This is a genomic window from Ectothiorhodospira magna, assembly GCF_900110965.1.
Classification (GTDB): domain Bacteria; phylum Pseudomonadota; class Gammaproteobacteria; order Ectothiorhodospirales; family Ectothiorhodospiraceae; genus Ectothiorhodospira; species Ectothiorhodospira magna.
Genome location: NZ_FOFO01000008.1, coordinates 84,978 through 101,990 on the forward strand (window position 1 = coordinate 84,978; position 17,013 = coordinate 101,990).

General features: G+C 59.7%; 20 protein-coding genes. 11 read left to right on the forward strand and 9 right to left on the reverse strand.

The genetic code is table 11. The features are described 5' to 3' along the window. The first annotated feature begins 12 nt into the window (after window positions 1-12). Together BMX62_RS04865 and BMX62_RS04870 are read left to right on the forward strand one after the other, a co-directional pair. Complete coding sequence (locus BMX62_RS04865) at window positions 13-1,542, forward strand: inactive transglutaminase family protein (protein ID WP_090205105.1); 1,530 nt, start codon at window positions 13-15, stop codon at window positions 1,540-1,542. Further along, window positions 1,539-2,495 carry an alpha-L-glutamate ligase-like protein gene (locus BMX62_RS04870; RefSeq protein ID WP_090205108.1) on the forward strand — a complete coding sequence of 319 codons (957 nt, stop codon included), beginning with the start codon at window positions 1,539-1,541 and terminating at the stop codon, window positions 2,493-2,495. The genes BMX62_RS04865 and BMX62_RS04870 overlap by 4 nt, the downstream gene beginning before the upstream one ends. Before the next feature lie 351 nt (window positions 2,496-2,846). Here BMX62_RS04870 and BMX62_RS04875 read toward each other — a convergent pair whose 3' ends face one another. Beyond that, window positions 2,847-4,415: an ATP-binding protein gene (locus tag BMX62_RS04875; RefSeq protein WP_090205112.1), complete on the reverse strand. Its 1,569-nt coding sequence runs from the start codon at window positions 4,413-4,415 to the stop codon at window positions 2,847-2,849. Here BMX62_RS04875 and BMX62_RS13360 point away from each other — a divergent pair. The 5 genes from BMX62_RS13360 to BMX62_RS04895 all read left to right on the forward strand — a co-directional run bounded on the left by BMX62_RS13360 (window position 4,414) and on the right by BMX62_RS04895 (window position 7,996). Next, window positions 4,414-4,620, forward strand: a complete 207-nt coding sequence (locus tag BMX62_RS13360) for a transposase (RefSeq protein WP_202906203.1) — start codon at window positions 4,414-4,416, stop codon at window positions 4,618-4,620. The genes BMX62_RS04875 and BMX62_RS13360 overlap by 2 nt on opposite strands. A 432-nt stretch (window positions 4,621-5,052) precedes the next feature. Continuing rightward, on the forward strand, window positions 5,053-5,250 hold the full coding sequence (locus BMX62_RS12605; protein ID WP_238375860.1) for an NAD-dependent epimerase/dehydratase family protein: 198 nt from the start codon (window positions 5,053-5,055) through the stop codon (window positions 5,248-5,250). 85 nt (window positions 5,251-5,335) lie between these two features. Continuing rightward, window positions 5,336-6,103 (forward strand): fumarate/nitrate reduction transcriptional regulator Fnr, encoded by a 768-nt coding sequence (fnr, locus tag BMX62_RS04885; protein WP_090205116.1) that lies wholly within the window; start codon window positions 5,336-5,338, stop codon window positions 6,101-6,103. An 80-nt stretch (window positions 6,104-6,183) separates the two neighbouring features. After that, entirely contained in the window at window positions 6,184-7,485 is a 1,302-nt protein-coding gene (locus BMX62_RS04890) for a GGDEF domain-containing protein (RefSeq protein WP_090205119.1), read from the forward strand. A 34-nt stretch (window positions 7,486-7,519) separates the two neighbouring features. Then, window positions 7,520-7,996, forward strand: a complete 477-nt coding sequence (locus BMX62_RS04895; protein WP_090205122.1) for a phasin family protein — start codon at window positions 7,520-7,522, stop codon at window positions 7,994-7,996. Window positions 7,997-8,029: 33 nt separating this feature from the next. Here the strand turns inward: BMX62_RS04895 and BMX62_RS04900 are convergent, their stop codons facing one another. Genes BMX62_RS04900 through BMX62_RS04910 form a run of 3 tightly spaced genes read right to left on the reverse strand, consistent with a single transcriptional unit; the run spans window position 8,030 to window position 11,208 of the window. Continuing rightward, window positions 8,030-8,788, reverse strand: coding sequence for a sulfite exporter TauE/SafE family protein (locus BMX62_RS04900; protein WP_090205125.1), 759 nt, complete (start codon window positions 8,786-8,788; stop codon window positions 8,030-8,032). Continuing rightward, window positions 8,775-9,761, reverse strand: coding sequence for a DUF1028 domain-containing protein (locus tag BMX62_RS04905; protein ID WP_090205131.1), 987 nt, complete (start codon window positions 9,759-9,761; stop codon window positions 8,775-8,777). The genes BMX62_RS04900 and BMX62_RS04905 overlap by 14 nt, the downstream gene beginning before the upstream one ends. A 4-nt stretch (window positions 9,762-9,765) precedes the next feature. After that, on the reverse strand, window positions 9,766-11,208 hold the full coding sequence (locus BMX62_RS04910) for a putative nucleotidyltransferase substrate binding domain-containing protein (protein WP_090205134.1): 1,443 nt from the start codon (window positions 11,206-11,208) through the stop codon (window positions 9,766-9,768). Window positions 11,209-11,354: 146 nt separating this feature from the next. Here BMX62_RS04910 and BMX62_RS04915 point away from each other — a divergent pair, with 146 nt between their 5' ends. Together BMX62_RS04915 and BMX62_RS04920 are read left to right on the forward strand one after the other, a co-directional pair. Further along, a complete protein-coding gene (locus BMX62_RS04915) occupies window positions 11,355-12,071 on the forward strand; it encodes a cytidylate kinase-like family protein (protein ID WP_090205137.1) in 717 nt (238 codons plus the stop codon). Then, on the forward strand, window positions 12,068-12,532 hold the full coding sequence (locus BMX62_RS04920) for a F0F1 ATP synthase subunit epsilon (RefSeq protein ID WP_420795806.1): 465 nt from the start codon (window positions 12,068-12,070) through the stop codon (window positions 12,530-12,532). The genes BMX62_RS04915 and BMX62_RS04920 overlap by 4 nt, the downstream gene beginning before the upstream one ends. Here the strand turns inward: BMX62_RS04920 and BMX62_RS04925 are convergent. The 4 genes from BMX62_RS04925 to BMX62_RS04940 all read right to left on the reverse strand — a co-directional run bounded on the left by BMX62_RS04925 (window position 12,529) and on the right by BMX62_RS04940 (window position 14,934). Next, complete coding sequence (locus tag BMX62_RS04925) at window positions 12,529-13,512, reverse strand: M14 family metallopeptidase (RefSeq protein ID WP_090205144.1); 984 nt, start codon at window positions 13,510-13,512, stop codon at window positions 12,529-12,531. The two genes, BMX62_RS04920 and BMX62_RS04925, sit on opposite strands and share 4 nt — an antisense overlap. A 28-nt stretch (window positions 13,513-13,540) precedes the next feature. Beyond that, on the reverse strand, window positions 13,541-14,047 hold the full coding sequence (locus tag BMX62_RS04930; protein WP_090205147.1) for a DinB family protein: 507 nt from the start codon (window positions 14,045-14,047) through the stop codon (window positions 13,541-13,543). 16 nt (window positions 14,048-14,063) lie between these two features. Beyond that, window positions 14,064-14,456, reverse strand: coding sequence for a DUF3775 domain-containing protein (locus BMX62_RS04935; protein WP_090205150.1), 393 nt, complete (start codon window positions 14,454-14,456; stop codon window positions 14,064-14,066). A 70-nt stretch (window positions 14,457-14,526) separates the two neighbouring features. Continuing rightward, complete coding sequence (locus BMX62_RS04940) at window positions 14,527-14,934, reverse strand: thioredoxin family protein (RefSeq protein WP_090205156.1); 408 nt, start codon at window positions 14,932-14,934, stop codon at window positions 14,527-14,529. A 199-nt stretch (window positions 14,935-15,133) separates the two neighbouring features. On the opposite strand from BMX62_RS04940, the gene BMX62_RS12885 reads away from it, so the two are divergent. After that, on the forward strand, window positions 15,134-15,430 hold the full coding sequence (locus tag BMX62_RS12885) for a PepSY domain-containing protein (RefSeq protein WP_162273495.1): 297 nt from the start codon (window positions 15,134-15,136) through the stop codon (window positions 15,428-15,430). A gap of 5 nt (window positions 15,431-15,435) precedes the next feature. After that, a complete protein-coding gene (locus BMX62_RS04950) occupies window positions 15,436-16,155 on the forward strand; it encodes a response regulator transcription factor (protein WP_090205162.1) in 720 nt (239 codons plus the stop codon). On the opposite strand, the gene BMX62_RS04955 is transcribed toward BMX62_RS04950, so the two are convergent. Further along, entirely contained in the window at window positions 16,152-16,811 is a 660-nt protein-coding gene (locus BMX62_RS04955; RefSeq protein WP_090205166.1) for a YiaD family glycine zipper/OmpA-like lipoprotein, read from the reverse strand. The two genes, BMX62_RS04950 and BMX62_RS04955, sit on opposite strands and share 4 nt — an antisense overlap. Window positions 16,812-17,013 lie beyond the last annotated feature (202 nt).

Here is a 17,013-nt window from a genome sequence, read left to right on the forward strand (position 1 = left end):
AAGGATTTGTCGATGCTCCAGCGCTTCCACCTGCCCCTGCTGATCCTGCTGCTTTGTGGAGCCAGTCTGGGTCTGTTTGTGCACAAGGTCCATGGCCTGGGTTTTCCCCTGCTGCCCGCCCAAACCACCGACAGCTGGATTGTAGAAGCCAGGATCAGTTTTGAACCCACCGGTGGACCGGTCACTGCCCGGGTTTTTGTTCCCGGCGAACCCCGTCATCTGGTGCTGCTGGACGAACATTTCATTTCCAGGGGATATGGCCTGACGACAGACCAAGCTGGAGACAATCGGGAAGCGGTCTGGACCACCCGGCAGCCCAGTGGCCGTCAGACCCTGTATTACCGGGCAACGGTGGCCCAACTGGAGCGGGAACGGCAGGGGTCAGTGGTGCCCTATCCTGGCCCGGTGAATCTACCGGACCTGGAAGAACCTTATCGCTCTGCTGCCGAGGCCGTGGTCCAGCGGGTACGGGAACGCTCCGCCGACATTACCAGCTTTGCCACGGTGCTGATTCGGGATATGAACAACACCCTGGACGAAAATATGGCCCTGTTCGTCTCTCGCAACCACACAGACCGGGACCGGGTCCAGACGGCTGTTCAGTTGCTGGCCGGTGCCCGTATTCCGGCCCGCATGGTGCATGGCATTCCCCTCACTGACCGTGCCCGCGACCTTCAGCCCCAGGTCTGGCTGGAAGTTCACAACACCCGGGAATGGGTAGCCATCAATCCCAACACCGGCGCCGTGGGCTATCCCCCCAATTTTTTGGTCTGGTGGCACGGGGATCAAGACCCGGTACGTTTGCAACGGGCCCGCAATCCCCAGATCAGCTTTGCCGTCACCCGGAATATTCAGGATGCCGTGGACGTGGCCCAGCAGCGGGCCGAATTGATGGACTCCAGGGCGGTGGACTTTTCCCTGTTCGGCTTGCCGATTCAGACCCAGAACATGTATCGGGTGCTGCTGCTGGTACCGGTGGGTGCCATGATCATTGTCCTGCTGCGCAATGTGATCGGGGTTCAGACCTTTGGCACCTTCATGCCTATTCTCATCGCGCTTTCTTTTCGGGAGACCCAGTTACTGGGAGGGGTCATCCTGTTCACCCTGATCGTTTCCCTGGGACTGGCCATCCGGTTTTATCTGGAGCGCCTCAAACTGTTGCTGGTGCCCCGGCTGGCGGCGGTGGTCATGGTGGTGATCATGCTCATGCTGATGCTCAGCATCCTCAGTCATAACCTGGGCATCGAACACGGGCTGGCCATTGCCCTGTTTCCCATCGTCATTCTGGCCATGACCATCGAGCGCATGTCCCTGGTCTGGGAGGAACATGGTCCCGCCGATGCCATTCGTCAGGGTATCGGCAGTCTGGCTGTGGCGGTGGTGGGTTATCTGGTGATGATCAATCCCTATATCGAGCACCTGTTTTTTGTATTCCCCGAGTTGCTGTTGATTGTGCTGGCCATGACCCTGCTGCTGGGCCGCTATACCGGCTATCGGCTCTCGGAGTTGCTGCGCTTTCGGGCCCTGAGGGGTCACCCATGAAGTGGTTCATCAGCCCGAAGGCACTGCGACGGCGCGGGGTCGTCGGCATGAACCAGCGCAATGCCCAGTTCATTGCCGAACTCAACCCCCGTCGCAACTATCCTCTGGTGGACGACAAACTTCTGACCAAGAAACTGGCTCTGGATGCGGGTATTGCGGTGCCCGAACTCTACGGCGTGATCGAGACCAACCACGACATCCGCAACCTGGCCAGGATCGTGGGCGAACATGATGACTTCGTTATCAAGCCGGCCCACGGCTCCGGCGGCAACGGCATCGTGGTGATTCTTGGCCGTCTGCAGGGGCAGTTTCGCAAGGCCAGTGGCCAGATCATCGATCAGGCCGGGATGGCCCACCATGTCTCCAATATCCTCAGCGGCATGTACAGTCTGGGGGGGCGGCCAGACAAGGCAATGATCGAATATCGGGTGCACTTTCATCCCATGTTCGAGGGTATCAGCTTCCAGGGGGTGCCGGATATCCGCACCGTGGTGTACAAAGGCTATCCGGTGATGGCCATGGTGCGATTACCCACCCGGGACTCCGACGGCAAAGCCAACCTGCATCAGGGGGCCGTAGGGGCGGGTATTGACATGGCCAGCGGATGTACCACACGGGGAGTGTGGCGCCATCAGATCATCGATCTGCATCCTGATACCGGCATGCCCATTGGTGGGCTGCATATTCCAGGATGGGACCGCCTGTTGGTGCTGGCGGCTGAATGTTTCGAACTGACTGGCCTGGGGTATCTGGGGGTGGATCTGGTGCTGGATCGGGACCGGGGACCGCTCATACTGGAACTCAACGCCCGCCCCGGTCTGGCAGTGCAATTGGCCAATGACAGCGGCCTGGGTCAACGTATCGCCCTGATCGATGCTGCCATTGGCAAAAACGGCCAGCCCACGGCCCCGGCATCGGCACGGGCAGCCTTTGCTCAGGCCCGCTTCCGATGAACATCCCGATGTCCCGATCTGGACCAAAACCCATCCCGATGTTCTGGCCGGTCGCCGCCGGAGCTGTAGCTCGCAGGAATATGCCGCTTGCGGCCACATTCACCCGGACAATCGGCCCAGTCAAAGCCGATTTGCCTGCCAAGGCGCCAATATCGGTGGATTGGCGAGATGGCCGTCTCGCCAAGGGCTGCTGTAAACCGGCCTAATGTCGGGGATAGGCATTGTCTCGCCCCACGACAAAGCCTGTGACTTCAGTCGCGGGTTGTTTACCGAACTGCGGCGTAAAGCCCCCGGATTTATCCGTGGGGAGGCTCAAGTATTGGTTGTCTGGTGGGCTGCGGTGATTCGCCGTCAGGCCGTTTCCACGTCGAATGCCACGATCTGCCGCTTTTCCCGGGAGAACTCCACGCCGATCAGGTGAATGGGTTTGCCGGTGGCCCGGTATTTGTCGGCATAGCCCTTGGCTTTGATCTGCTCCAGGGCCCTCCCTTCGGGCAGCTGCTCCACCACCTTGAATTCGAACAGGTAAAGATGGCCACCGAAGTCGACGGTCATGTCCACCTTGCCGTGGTGGCTGGCGTCTTCCACCGTGACCTGAACCCCCAGGGCGGCGAAGTGGCTGTAGAAGACGCTGGCGTAGTGGCCTTCGTATTGGGCAATGGGATTGTTGCGGTACCAGTCGTGGGGCAGGCCGGCGTAGAGGGCCTTGAGATGGGCTTCCAGGCCGGCCAGGTCGGCAGCCTTGAGCAGGCGCGGCAAGCGGATGACCACATCATCGAAGACGGCATGGCTGACGCCCAGCGCCGGCAGCAGGGCCTCATTGAGGCTGATTTCCACCTCCTGGTTGGGCAGGCCCAGTTTGTAGAGGGGCCGGTTGGGGACTTCTTCGTGGATGTCCTTGAGGGTGAGGTAGCCGGTCTGGAACAGCAGGGCATCGGTGGAAATGTCATCCACATCAAAGCGGTTGAGCAGGGCCGGTCGGCTGTGCCAGGCGGTGAGCTCGGGGGTGAAGACGCCACGTTCCTTGAGCAGGTTCACCAGAAAGGTGGGCGTGGCGCTCTCGAACCAGTAGGGACCAAACTCACGGTTCTGGAGCAGTAGCAGCGCATCGAAGGGGTTGTAGACCGATGCGACCTTCTGTCCGCCCCAGCGGTAGCCGTTGTACCACTGGCGGATGGCCTCCCGGTCCAGGCCGGGTAGCTCGGGAGCGAATACTGTGTCGATGTCGTCATCAGTATAGCCGCAGATCGTTGAATACTCGGGTAGCAGTGTGATGTCCCTTAAGTTGTTCAGTCCCGAGAAAAGACTGACCTTGCTGAATTTGGAGACACCGGTGATCAGCGCCAGATGCAGGTGGGGGTCGGCATCCTTGATCACGCTGTAGAGGTTTTTGAGACCTTCGCGCAGTTCGCGGGCACGGTCCGGTTCCAGGATGTTGTCCAGGATGGGTTTGTCGTACTCATCGATCAGCAGCACGACCGGCTGGCCCGTTTCCTGGTGGGCGAGTTCCAGCAGGTCGGAGAACTCGCCGGGAATATCCGTCTCGGGGCTGATGGCCTGGGTGAAACGCTCGCGCTCCTTGCGCAGTTGGTGGCGAATGCGCCTGTCCAGCTCCTCCCGGGTGCGCATTACGCCGCTGCCGAAGCTCAGATGAATCACGGGGTGGGTCCGCTGCCAGTTCCAGCGGTCGTGGATATGGAGCCCCTCGAAGAGGGCTTGGTGACCTCCGAACAGGCAGCGCAGGGTGTCCAGAAGCAGGCTTTTACCAAAGCGTCGGGGGCGGGAGAGGAAGTAGTAGCCGCCGATCCCGGCCATGGACTCGATCAGAGGGGTCTTGTCGACGTAGTAGTAGTGGCCCTTGCGCAGTTTTTCAAAGGACTGGATGCCGATGGGGAGTGTGAGGGGGTGATGGTTAGCCATGCCTGGCCCTCCGGGAATAGGTCTTGTGCTGGTGGCAGTCTATCATGGCCCCGGTGGTGGTCGTTGTTGCCACTGCCACTGTCATCGTCATCTGTTCTGGCACCGCGCTTACTATGCTGGCTCTGTCGGTGGAGCATCCCTGGAGACGGTTCAGGCCTATATGGAATCCCAAGGCACCAAGCCCCTCAAAAGAAACCCCGCTTGACCCCCTCCTGGCTACTCATCTGCCTCACCTGGGCTTGATAGTCCGCTGCAGCCCCACTCGGGGCGTTGGCGACCTTGCTGATGGTGAAAAGGCAGGGTTGCCTTCGCCTGAAAGTGCTTTATAGCGTCCTTTGGGGGTGCTAGATAAAGGGATAGGTGGAGATGGCCATAGTGGCTGGTGAATGAGTGGAAGGTGGCTTTTTGGGGAGGAAAAGTGATACTTGTGCGATCATGGACACCAAGCACCGAAGGAGGAACTTTCTGTGGACCAAGCTAACCCCACACTGGATGATGTCTGGCGGCTGTTTTACGACACCGACCGCAAGATTCAAGAAGGGCGTCCTGCCCATTTACAAGGACCATCGGGTGATGGGGGCCGTGGCGGGGATGGTGGTGGAAGACAAGGTGGCCGGTGGCGTGGTAGTACATCATCATGCTTCTTATTGCAGGCGGTGCCGGCTATATTGGCCCCCACGTGGTCAGGCCTCTGGTTTGTGCCGGACACACGTTGATTGTGCTGGATAATCCCTTCACCCGTTATGGCGAATTGATGGCGGGAGATCTGGCCGATACCTGGTTGCTGGAGCCGCTGCTTCAGGCAACACCATGGCGGCGTCGGGCTTGTACCTGACATCATTGCTCAAGTATTTTTAGGCCGTGCTCCCACACTGCAAGGCCCATGCCTGCAGCTCCCACGGCTGTTTCAAGGTGAATCCATGTCCTCGACCAACGTGACGAACATCAAGGCACTCAAGCAGGCATGCAAGACCTGCGGCCTGCGTGATCTGTGTCTGCCCCTGGGGGTTGCCACAGAAGATCTGTCCTTGCTGGAAGGTATCATCAGCCGCAAACGGCCATTACAGCGTCGTGACGTGATCTATCAGGCCGGCGATCCCCTCACTTGCCTGTACGCAGTGCGTACCGGCTCGGTCAAAACCTTTGTCCTGACCAATGACGGCGAAGAACAGGTGACCGGTTTTCATCTGCCCGGCGAACTGCTGGGGCTGGATGCCATTAACGATGGCACCCACCCCTGTACCGCTCTGGCCCTGGAGACGGCCAGTGTCTGTGAAATTCCCTTTCATCTGCTGGAAGAACTGGCTGGACGCACTCCCCGTTTGCAACACCAGTTGCTGCGCATCATGAGCCGGGAAATCCAGACCGATGAGCATCTGATGACCCTGTTGGGACATCGCGCCTCCGATGCCAGGCTGGCGGCTTTTTTGCTGAATCTGTCCCGTCGTTTCGGGATGCGGGGGTTCTCCCGCCATGAATTCAATCTCACCATGTCCCGTTGCGAGATCGGCAATTACCTGGGGCTGGCAGTGGAAACGGTCAGCCGGATGCTCAGCCGGTTCCAGGATCAGGGACTGATTCAGGTGCAACGCAAGTTCATCATCATCCTCGATGTGGACGGCCTGCGGGAGATTGCCGGCGTTCATGGTCATGAATCACGCCAGTCGGAACAGGTCTCCGGCAGTTAATTGGATTGAGAATACTCGCTTGGACGTGACTTTCCTCCTCCACGGTCGTAGTCTCTGGGCAAACCCTTATTGACTGCACCATGTCCCTGGACTCTCTCAAAGCCCTTGTCCCCATCCTGCTGGTGCCTCTGACCCTGGCTCTGGGTATGGGGGCAGCGATCCAGGGGGAATGGTTGCCCCCCCTGTCCCAGGGATTGCTGGAGACCCTGCCCTGGCTGATGGGGGTGCTGGCAGGGGTGCTGGCCCTGATTTATGGCCGTACCCGTACCCTGATTGCCGTCATTCTGGTGCTGGCGGTTTATCTGGGCAGCATGTTTCAAATTCGCCCCATGGCCATGACGCCGGAGACAGACCTGATGCCGGCCCTGGGGTATGCCTTGATGACCTTGCTGGTGCCTTTGGCTTTCATGGCCAATGCCTTATGGACCGAGCGCCATCATCTGATGGTGGATCTGCTGCTGCGACTGGGGGTTTTTGGCATCGTGGCCGGGATGGCGCTGCTGATCGCCGCTGGTCATCCAGAGGGTATGGCCAGGGTAGTGCTGACCACCCATTGGCCTGCCGTCCATTGGGACGGCTACAAGATGCCCCAGCTTGCCTTCTGGAGCCTGCTGGTGAGCCTGGGGGTCATGGGGTTTTGCCTTATGCGTCACCCCGGCCCCCAGGGTATCGGTCAGTGGATCGCCCTGGCCGGAATCGGCTGGATGCTGCCACAACTGTTTCACCCCTATGCGGTGCCCCTGTTCACCACCACCTTGTTGCTGATCCTGGCCATCGCCGTGGTGCATGAATCCTTTCAGATGGCTTTTCGTGACGACCTCACCGGCCTGCCCGGTCGGCGCGCCCTCAATGAGCGGTTACAGCGCCTGGGGCGGCGCTATGCCATTGCCATGACCGACGTGGATCACTTTAAAAAATTCAATGACACCTACGGTCACGACCTGGGTGATCAGGTGCTGCGGGTGGTGGCTGCCCAATTGCGGCGAGTGGGCGGAGGGGGGCGGGCCTACCGCTATGGAGGAGAGGAATTCACCATCGTTTTCCCTGGCCGGACGGCTGCCCAATGTGTGACCCATCTGGAGGCGGTTCGAAAGGCCATTGAAACCTATCAGATTGCCATTCGGGATACCCGGACCCGACCCGATAACCACCGGGATGGCAAAACCCAGCGAGGACGGGGTAAGGTCAGCACTGTTTCCGTGACCATCAGTATGGGGGTGGCTGAACGTACCGCCGATTATCCAGACCCGGAACAGGTGATCAAGGCGGCAGACCAGGCCCTGTATTCAGCCAAGGCGGGAGGGCGCAATCAGGTATGTGTGGCTCCAGACCCACGTCTGGCACTGCCCACCATTACGGACGCCAGCAATCCTTTGCGCTAAGCTTAATGCACAACCACCACAACAGGAGATCTTCATGTCTCAGGATAAGCATCCCTTCGATGTCTCCGAGCTGACCCGGCTCATGGACCCCCAGCGTTACATGGATCAGATGAATGAATTGATGCGACAGTTCAAGATGCCCAACGTGGATATGTCCGCCCTGATGGAACTGCAGCGGAAAAACGTGGAGGCCATGGTTGCCGCCAACCGCACCATGATGGAAAGCAGCGAAGCCCTGATGAAGCGCCAGACGGAAATGCTGACCCAGGCCATGAATGAAGCCACAGAAATGGCCCGTACCATGGGATCGGCCAAGCAGGACGATCTGCCCGCCAGGCAGGTGGACATGGTGGGCCAGGTCTACGACCGGATGAGTAGCCACACCCGCGAAACCTTTGAATCCATGCGCTTGGCCCAGGAAGCGGCCCTGGAGCGGCTGGATCAGCGTTTCCGGGAACTGCTCGAAGAACTCAAGGACATGTCCCTCAATCAGAATCAGGACAAGGGCTAAAATGCCTCCCCCGGCATCAGCCGGGGGATTTTTTTAGTTCAACGCCCGCAGAAACTGGACCACCAGCAGGATGCTCAGTACCCAGAGCAGCCCCTTGAGCCAGCCCCGGTAGGTGTCTGCCGCCACCCGCTCCCGCAACCACATCCCACCCCGCAGGCCGATCAGGGCCGTAATACCCAAAGGCAAAGAGAGCAGCAGCAGGTTGGGTCCAAGCATACCCAGCAGGGCGAAGGTGACGGCCTGGGTGCCCTTGCCCAGCAAAAAACACAGATTGATGGCCTGAACCAGCACCACGGGGGCCAGCCGCAGTTCCAGAAAATAGATCATCATCACCGGCCCACCTACATTGACTGTCCCTCCCAGCAGCCCTCCCAGCAGGCCCGCTCCGGCTCCACTGGCTTTGGGGTGACGACCGATCCAGTTCCAGTTGATGCGCTTGATCTGGTCCGACAACAGATAGAGCACCACCGTGGCGGCCAGCAGCAATCGGAAGGGGTTGGGGTCCATGGCCACCAGCACCAGAGTACCCAGGGCAGACCCCACCAGCATCCAGCCCGCCACCGGCCAGAATCGGACCACGCTGTCCAGCCAGTTTCCCCCCCGGATCAAACTCCAGAGGTTGACTGCAATATTGGGAGCCAGAGTCAGCAAAATGGCGGTCTTGACATCGGTGACCAGTGCCAGGATCGGGGTGGCAATCATTGGAAATCCCAATCCAAAAGCACCGTGAACCAGACCGGCAACCAAAGTGACCATCAAGCCAATAAGGATTTCTTCGCTACCCAGTGTCATGATCGGAATGGTCTGGCGTCGGGGGGGCAGGGGGCATGTCGCCCCGGGAGGATAACAGTCGCGCAATCAATGCCGGATCATCGGGTAAAAACCGGCTTTTTGCCACCCGGATCAATAACAGGGACCAATGGGGGGCGCGGTGGAACAGGGCATTGAGCAGAGCCTCGGCCTGGGCCTCATGGCCGGCGTTGATCAGTGCCACTGCCCGCCAGAACACCAGTTCGTCCTCATCTGGCGCCAGGGCCTCGGCCTGAGTAAAGGCCCGGATGGCCTGATCATATTCCCCATGCCGGAGGTGATGTCCGCCCAGGGTATTGAACGTGTAGGCAGCCTTGAGAGTGACCAGACGTCGCAGCTCCCGCACCGGTGTGGGGTGATCCTCCACCCGCAGGTCCAAAATCATGTCCTGGGCCGGATCACCGGTGGCCGTGCCACTCACCACCATGATGGCCGCAGAGCGCCGGCCCCGCAGGTCGCCACCCTGGGCCTGAGCCGCTTCCAGTGCGGCCAGAAGACGCTGGGGGAAATCACCCTGGGCCGCTTCGTAAGCCCGGCCCATGGCGTCCCAGGTGCCGTCCTTGAGCAACATGTTGCCCAGACAGGCATATTCATCCCCCAGACAATGTCCCGCCTCGTCAATACATAAACTGCCGGTATGGGCCACCACATCGCCCTGGGTATCGATCATCCCGGCCTGCCGGTAATCCATGTGATGATCCTGTGCCAGCAGCCGCCGCAGGGCTGCACCGGCACTGGCGCCCTCCTGCATCAAACGGGGGCCTTCGGTGGCATAGATGAGGCTGGCAAAGGATTGAATGGTGCCCGCCCCCACCCCGGCCCGTGCAAAGGGGGCCACACTGCCCACGGCAAAGTGATGGGACTGTACCGCCACCCCCAGTTGATCCTGAACCGGGTCACGGGCCACGATGGAGTAGGTGGCCACGGGCGCAAAAGCAGGCAAGGATGGCGCCATCAGGTCAGCGCAGCAGGTTGAGGTTGAAATGGGCGCTGATAAAACTCTGAAACTTGGCCACGTCTTCAAAGGCGATTTTGAGCTTCACCTGCTCCATCTGGCTCATTTGCTGCAAAGCCACACAATTATTCGGTGGCTTGCCCTGTTCCACCGCCCGTACCTGGGCGCGCAAGCGCATCAATACCAGAAAATCAAAACTTTCCTGCAGGTCTTCGGCCTGATCGGGTTTAATCACACCCTGCCGGGTCAGGGCCTGAAGGCGTTGGTGGGTGCCCCCATCGAGGGCATTGAGTTCCAGAGCCAGGGCTTTGATGCCATCGGTCAGTGCAAAGATGCCGCCCTTTTTCAGGTCCACCTCCCCCCTGATGGCCCCTTGAGTGCCGGTCTTGATTTTGCCCAGCCAGCCCAATGGGGGCCTAAAGCGCAGCATGTTTTCTGCCATGCGCATGATAAACAGCCGGTTTTCCGCCAGGCGGTGATAAATATGGGCCTTGAGCTTGCGCTCCAGGGTGACATCGCCGTGGAGTGTGCGAATATCGGCGAACATGCTCACATTGGGGATGTTTTTCGGGCTGGGAGTGATCAGCCACCGATCCAGTTCCCGGTACCATTCCGACAGACTGCGTCGCCAGGCAGAATGACTGGCCATGATGCCACCGGGGCAGGCGGGAACGCCGATGTCGATGAGTTGCTCGATGAGTACCTGGGAGAAGGTTTCGATCCTGGCAATGTCTTCTGCCGAAAGATCATCGTCATAGACAATGGCATTGTCCTGATCGGTGGACAGGGTCTGTTCGCAGCGTCCTTCGCTGCCCATCACCATGAAGGCAAATCCCTTGGGCAGATCAGGGCATTGAGCCTGTCGCACCAGATGGATCAGCCGCAGCAGAATCTGGTCGTTGAGATGGGCAATGAGCTGCACCAGGTCCTGCACCCGGGTGGTGGTGCCGCTCAGTCGCACCACCAGGTCCTGGATACGGGCATGGAGTACCTTGAGGTCTTCGACGGAGCGGGCCTTTTCAATGTCCCGGACCAACTGATGGGGCGAGTGACTTTGCATACGCAGAATATCCGTGTCGGTGATGATACCGTTGAGGGCGCCATCATCGCCCACCACCACCAGGCGGTGAATATGTCGCCGTGACATGCGATAGAGCGCTTCATAAAGCACGTCTTCTTCGCGGATGGTGGTCAGGGGTGAGTTCATCACATCCGCCACCTTGAAGGTAGCGGGATCCCGGCCCGACGGCACCACCTTGTTGCGCAGATCCCGATCCGTGATGATCCCGATGGGCGCGCCGGCATCATCACAGACCACCACGCTGGAGATATTCTTTTCCTTCATGATCTTGACCACATCCACAAGTCCTTGATCGGGATGGCAGGTCACTACCTGACGTTGGCAGATGTCACCCACAGGACGAAAAAACTGGTTCTCGTCGTTCATAATATTGCATATTCCTTTGCCGGCTGACCGGCAGTCTGGCACAGGACCGGGTCCGGGCGGGTGCGCAGTTGGAGTCGGTTTCCTGAACCCGCCGGGGTCCGGATGATTTAACATGGGGGCCTGTTCGCTGACTGCACAGGTGCCCCATGCCTTACGATGTGAATGATCTCATCCAGCGCTATATACGGTCACAGACCTACGGCAATGATTCCACGAATTCAGGCCGGGACCGAATCGGTCCGCCCTTGATCGCCCTGTCTCGTGACTATGGGGCGGGTGGCGAGGATATCGCAAGGATTCTGGCCCAGCGGCTCAAGGTATCCTACATTGACGATGATCTGCTCGACCGGATGGCCAAACACACGGAGCAGGACCGGGATCTGCTACGCAAGCTGGACGAAAGGGTCTCTGCCTGGAAAACCACCTGGATCTATTCAGTCATCTCCGGTGATGCCTATTTCATGAGTACCTACCGCAAGGCCCTGGTCAATGTCCTGCTGGCCATCTCTGCCGAGGGTGGGGTGATCATGGGGCGGGGCGCTCATGTGTTCTTGCGGGATCGGGGGGCCTTTCGGGTGCGGATCTGTGGCTCTCCCCTGTATTGTGCCCGGCGAGTGGCCGAACAGGAAGGACTCGACGAGGAGGAGGCCAGGGAAAAGGTGGATACCATCAATCAGCAACGCCAGCAGTTCCTCTGGAGCCTGATCCAGCGACGTACCAACGACCCTGCCCAATTTGATTTGACCATCAACACCGATAGACTCCACGACTGGGACAAGGTGGCTGCCCTGATTCTGGGGGCGATGAAGGACGCCGGCCTGTCATCCCAGGGGGGGACCATCAGAGGACATCATAGACTGTGAGCGTATCAAGAATGCCCCGTACCCAGGCCACCATGAGGCTGGACATCGTCAGCGCCGAAGGTCAGCTCTATGCCGGCGACGTACATCAGGTATGCATTATGGGCGCCAAGGGTGAACTGGGTATCCTGCCCCGTCATTCTGCCCTGCTGACCACGATCCGTCCTGGTGTGGTGCGCTTCATTCCCGTGGGCACCGATGAGGAAAATTACCTTTATGTCTCCGGCGGTATGCTGGAGGTTCAGCCTCACGGGGTGATTGTGCTGGCAGATCTGGCCATGCGCTGTGAGGACATTGACGAGCAGGCCGCCCGTGAGGCCAAGCGGCGAGCGCTGGATATGATGCAAAACAGTGTGCTCTATACCGACCGGGATGAGGCCCAGGCAGTGCTGTTGCAGGCCATGGCCCAACTGGCGGTGGTGGATAACACCCGCAAGAACCGCAAGGCCCGCAAACGCGCCTAATTCGATGGCGCCAGCCGGAAGCTGGGTTCAGCCCGGTAGAACCATTCGTTACCTGGCAGGGCATTGGGGTTGGGAAAGACAATAAAGCCATCTGCCGGGGCCAGCACCGGAGTGCCATCGTGGCGGCGCCCGATTTCATCCCCGGTGTGGATGGGATCAAAGCTGGTCCAGTCACGGCTGAAATGGTCCTGGGGGTGGTTACGGTCGATGACATCCACCAGTTTGAGCACCTGGGGATGAGACACCGGTGCGGGCAGGGGCAGGCTGTCTACCAGGTGCAGATGGGCCAGGGTATTGAGAATGGCCTGATGGGCGACATGTGGGGCGTCCGGTGCCTCGTGCTGGCCGCATTCCAGGGTCAGGGCATAGCCGCCCTGGGCACGCATGAACTCCGTGGTCCCAATGCCATAGCCAGGATCAGTACCGAGCATCTGCGCTCGCAGGTCGGGGTTGGGGTGACGCAGACGGCGAGCCACACCCAGGGCGTAGGTCTCCAGCCAGCCCTCCACGATACGCCGTGCCCCCAGGCGTCGGGCCAGGGCCTCTTCCTCCGCCGCCTGGGTGAATGGCTCCAGTTCACCGGTATTGTTCGGGGGGCCGAGCATGACAAAGGGTTCCCCAGGGGTATGAAAGGAATGCAGGTCCAGCAATACATCATGTCGCGCCAGCAGGGGTCCCAGACGATTGGCCAGATGATCTTCAAAATCCACCGGTGGATCGCTGATGCGGAAATTGCGATTGAGGTTGCGTTCTCCCATCCGTTGCCGGCGGCTGAAGGCCAGGGGATTGGCAATGGGAACAAAGGTCACCAATCCCCGGTTCAATATCAGTTCACCGCTATCCAGGGCCGCCATGACCCGTTCGATACCCAAGGTGCCGCAGGTCTCGTTGCCATGCACTGCCCCCAGTACAATGAGCCGCACCCCAGAGTTCAGGCCATGGTAGGTGATGGAGCGGATCAGGGTCGGATGGTGGGACATGGCAAGTACCTGCAAGGAAGGCAGAAAGTCAGTCGATGATGCCAGGCATGGCACCGATGTCCAAAGTGCCGATGGATACATCCAGTTGGGACAGCAAAACGGTCATGCGTCCCCGTTGCAAGGACTGGTTGTGGAACATGCCAAGCAGGCAGTCCCCTACCAGCAGGGTGTATTCCCGCTGATCCCGGTCATGGCGGAAGGTGAGGGGGCGATCCAGATTGGGAGGCGCCAGATTCTGCACAAAGTTGATGATTTCCCCATCGGTACGCTGACGCTCGGCGCACAACAGCGCGTAATCGGTATAGAGCATCTGATCCGAGGCACGGTGAATATGGGGTCGATTGAGCATATGCCCAAGCCAGACCCGGTCCTGTAACAGCGCCTGGTTGAGCAGGTTGTGGAGGGACCAGGGGCGCGGCCCCGGTATTTCCCGCTTGCGATCCTCGTCCCGCAGATCGTCGCACCAGTCCAGGATCCGCTGATTGCACCAGCGATTGAAACGGGCCTGCAGGCGCAGGCTGTAGAGGATATCCATGGCAAATCGGGGCGTTTTACCCTTCGTCCTCACAGGAATGGCCCAGCATGGCCAGGCCCTCGGCCAGATAATCGGCCCCCATGGGCGTGGCCAGCAGATAGTCGGCGGTACGGGGGGTCCAGTTGTCTCTGGCTTCCTGCAGGGCCAACTCCCATTCATCCTCGGTATAGTCACCCCGCCCCATCCACATCAGGGCCACCAGATTGGCCTGCAGTTCCGGTTCCAGTTCGTCGATGGTGTTTTTAAGTTCCAGGTACACCGGATTGTCCGCATGCTCGGCCAGTGCCTCATCAATCCAGTCATCGTTCTGGTTATCGGGTTCCTCCGGCAGCATCACATCTTCCTGGGCATGGAACTCCCGGGCGTGACTGACGATCCCGCAAACGAACCGGGGGTTGAGCTGCAACATGACGGGCCTCCTCCACAAGATAATAGGGCTGATCATAACGGATCACGGCCGGAATCACAGGGGGCAAGCATCAGGCCAACGGGTTTGAGTCGCCAACAAAAGCGCGGACCACGGCTTCGTTGCGGGTGCCCATCAGTACCTTTTCAATCCGGCCATCATGGATCCGCATCAGGGTGGGTGTGCCCATGACCTTGAAGCGCCGGGCCATGTCGGGACGGCGACTGACATCAATACCGATGATATCGGTGCGCTCGGCCATGAGGGGATCAAGGACGGCTGACACCTGCCGACACATCCCGCAGCGGGGGCTGTGGAAATAAAAATACAAGGTCTGATGGCCCCTGTGCGTCTCGTCGAGCAGATCGGTCAGGTCCGGGGCCGGTCGCCCCTGCATACCACGGGTACGATAAACCAGAGCGAACTGTCCCAGCAGGAACAGGGTGATGAGACTGACAATGATCCAGCCGATGCTATCCATACCCCCTGTATACCTGATTCCTGTCCCCTTGACGAGAGGGGCAACCCGGTTCAGGCCCGGTTCAGCCCGGCTGTGGTTCCATGATGTTGTGTCCCCGAAGGGGCTTGCCCATCGCCGTTCGCGCCTTTCCATCCCTGTTGTTGGTACACTCCCCATCATGCTACAAGGAACCCGCCCTGTTTTTGTCAGGTTCCCGGTCATGGCTCCGGGAGTCTGGCTGTGCCTGATCCTGATGCCGGCGTCGCCAGCAGCGGGAGGGATGCCATCGTTGGATACGCCTTGCGCTTCTGGTCTGCTGCTGGCCCAGGAACAACCACAACCGCTCTCCCTGGATGATGCGGTGGCACGGGTGCAGGCAGCGCTGGGGGGGCGGGTACTGGCGGCAGAAACCCAGTATCGGGAGGATGGCCGCCAGGTGCATCGCATCCGTATCCTGACCGAGGATCAGCGGGTGCGGAACATTCTGGTAGACCCCATGACCGGCGAATGGCAATAGCGGTCATGCGTGTGATGATCATTGAGGATGAATCTCCCTTGCTGGCCCGGCTCAAGGCCCGGCTGGAGCAGGAAGACTGGATGGTGGACACCAGTACCGACGGCGCTGATGGACTCTATCGGCTGCTGGAATATCCTGCAGATGTGGCGGTGGTGGACCTGGGGCTGCCGGAGTTACCTGGGCTGGAGGTGATCCGTCGGGTACGACTTGCAGGCCGGCGGTTGCCCATTCTCATTTTGACCGCCCGGGACCATTGGCAGGAAAAGGTAGAAGGGCTGGAAGCCGGGGCCGACGATTATCTGGTCAAGCCGTTTCACATGGAAGAACTGATCGCCCGTCTACGGGCCTTGACCCGTCGGGCAGCAGGACGGCCAGATGGGCGACTGGTTCTGGGGCCACTGGTTGTGGATACCCAGGCCCAAAGCGTGATCATGGCCGGACAGGCCGTGAATCTGACCACGTTCGAGTATCGCCTGCTGGAACATCTGGCCCGGCATCCTGGTCAGGTGATGTCCAGACAGAACCTGACCGACTATCTGTATCCCCATGATGAGGACCGGGACAGCAATGTGCTGGAAGTGCTCATCGGCCGCCTGCGTCGCAAACTGGACCCAGCGGGACACCATGGCCCCATCGAGACCCTGAGGGGACGGGGCTACCGGCTGACCCTGGCAGAAGGGCAAGACAATGGCCGGCCCGAAGACAGGCCGGCGGATTATCGTTAGAGGGTCAGAGGGATCAGGGTCAATTCCACCCGCCGATTGAGGGTCCGGCCATGGGTGGTACTGTTGTCCGCCACGGGCTGATGGGGACCAAACCCGATGGTATCGAGCCGGACCCGGGAAATGCCCTGACCTTCCAGATAGCGGGCCACACTATCGGCCCGGCGTTGGGACAGTTCCATATTATGCTGCACACTGCCAGTGCTGTCTGTATGGCCAGCTACCTCGATGGCGGTCTGGTCATATCGCCGGGCCACCTGGGCTACGGAGTTGAGCACTTCGTAAAATTCCGGCTTCACTTCTGCGCGATTGACATCGAAGGTGATGTTGCCAGGCATGTTCAGCACCAGATGATCTCCCACCCGGGTGACACTGACGCCGGTGCCCTCCAGTTGCTGCCGCAGTTCCAGTTCCTGACGGTCCATGTAATTGCCCACGGCAGCACCAGCCAGAGCGCCGACACCGGCGCCGATCATGGCCCGCTTGGTGCGGTCACGACGGGTGGTGACATTGCCGATGACCGCCCCGGCAGCGGCGCCAACGGCGGCGCCCTTGGTGGCGGCGCTGACCTTGCGTTCACCAGTGTAAGGGTCCAGGGTGGTACAGCCCGCCAGCACCATCACGGTGGCCAGGGGCAGGATCAACAATAATTTACGCATGAAATACCTCAATCTAAAGTTTCCGAGTTTTGATATGCGGCCAGCCAGACATAAGGGTGTATTTGGCGAGGAAAGTCGATGTTTTGGTTATAAGCAAAGCGCGCCCAGCAATATCGTCGCGACATTAGCGATTGCTAATATAGGGATTGGATAAAGGAGTTGGAGGAGGCAAAAAAAAGCCAGAAAAATTTGCAAAAACAGT

Excerpts from the sequence above, each read along its gene's own strand:
- BMX62_RS04955 (WP_090205166.1), bottom strand. The coding sequence starts at position 16,811 with ATGCGTAAATTATTGTTGATCCTGCCCCTGGCCACCGTGATGGTGCTG.
- BMX62_RS04940 (WP_090205156.1), bottom strand. The coding sequence starts at position 14,934 with ATGGATAGCATCGGCTGGATCATTGTCAGTCTCATCACCCTGTTCCTG.
- BMX62_RS04900 (WP_090205125.1), bottom strand. The coding sequence starts at position 8,788 with ATGACACTGGGTAGCGAAGAAATCCTTATTGGCTTGATGGTCACTTTG.
- BMX62_RS04890 (WP_090205119.1), top strand. The coding sequence starts at position 6,184 with ATGTCCCTGGACTCTCTCAAAGCCCTTGTCCCCATCCTGCTGGTGCCT.
- BMX62_RS04915 (WP_090205137.1), top strand. The coding sequence starts at position 11,355 with ATGCCTTACGATGTGAATGATCTCATCCAGCGCTATATACGGTCACAG.
- BMX62_RS04930 (WP_090205147.1), bottom strand. The coding sequence starts at position 14,047 with ATGGATATCCTCTACAGCCTGCGCCTGCAGGCCCGTTTCAATCGCTGG.
- BMX62_RS04865 (WP_090205105.1), top strand. The coding sequence starts at position 13 with ATGCTCCAGCGCTTCCACCTGCCCCTGCTGATCCTGCTGCTTTGTGGA.
- BMX62_RS04895 (WP_090205122.1), top strand. The coding sequence starts at position 7,520 with ATGTCTCAGGATAAGCATCCCTTCGATGTCTCCGAGCTGACCCGGCTC.
- BMX62_RS04905 (WP_090205131.1), bottom strand. The coding sequence starts at position 9,761 with ATGGCGCCATCCTTGCCTGCTTTTGCGCCCGTGGCCACCTACTCCATC.
- fnr (WP_090205116.1), top strand. The coding sequence starts at position 5,336 with ATGTCCTCGACCAACGTGACGAACATCAAGGCACTCAAGCAGGCATGC.
- BMX62_RS04870 (WP_090205108.1), top strand. The coding sequence starts at position 1,539 with ATGAAGTGGTTCATCAGCCCGAAGGCACTGCGACGGCGCGGGGTCGTC.
- BMX62_RS13360 (WP_202906203.1), top strand. The coding sequence starts at position 4,414 with ATGCCTGGCCCTCCGGGAATAGGTCTTGTGCTGGTGGCAGTCTATCAT.
- BMX62_RS04875 (WP_090205112.1), bottom strand. The coding sequence starts at position 4,415 with ATGGCTAACCATCACCCCCTCACACTCCCCATCGGCATCCAGTCCTTT.
- BMX62_RS04950 (WP_090205162.1), top strand. The coding sequence starts at position 15,436 with ATGCGTGTGATGATCATTGAGGATGAATCTCCCTTGCTGGCCCGGCTC.
- BMX62_RS12885 (WP_162273495.1), top strand. The coding sequence starts at position 15,134 with ATGGCTCCGGGAGTCTGGCTGTGCCTGATCCTGATGCCGGCGTCGCCA.
- BMX62_RS04910 (WP_090205134.1), bottom strand. The coding sequence starts at position 11,208 with ATGAACGACGAGAACCAGTTTTTTCGTCCTGTGGGTGACATCTGCCAA.
- BMX62_RS04925 (WP_090205144.1), bottom strand. The coding sequence starts at position 13,512 with ATGTCCCACCATCCGACCCTGATCCGCTCCATCACCTACCATGGCCTG.
- BMX62_RS04935 (WP_090205150.1), bottom strand. The coding sequence starts at position 14,456 with ATGTTGCAGCTCAACCCCCGGTTCGTTTGCGGGATCGTCAGTCACGCC.
- BMX62_RS12605 (WP_238375860.1), top strand. The coding sequence starts at position 5,053 with ATGCTTCTTATTGCAGGCGGTGCCGGCTATATTGGCCCCCACGTGGTC.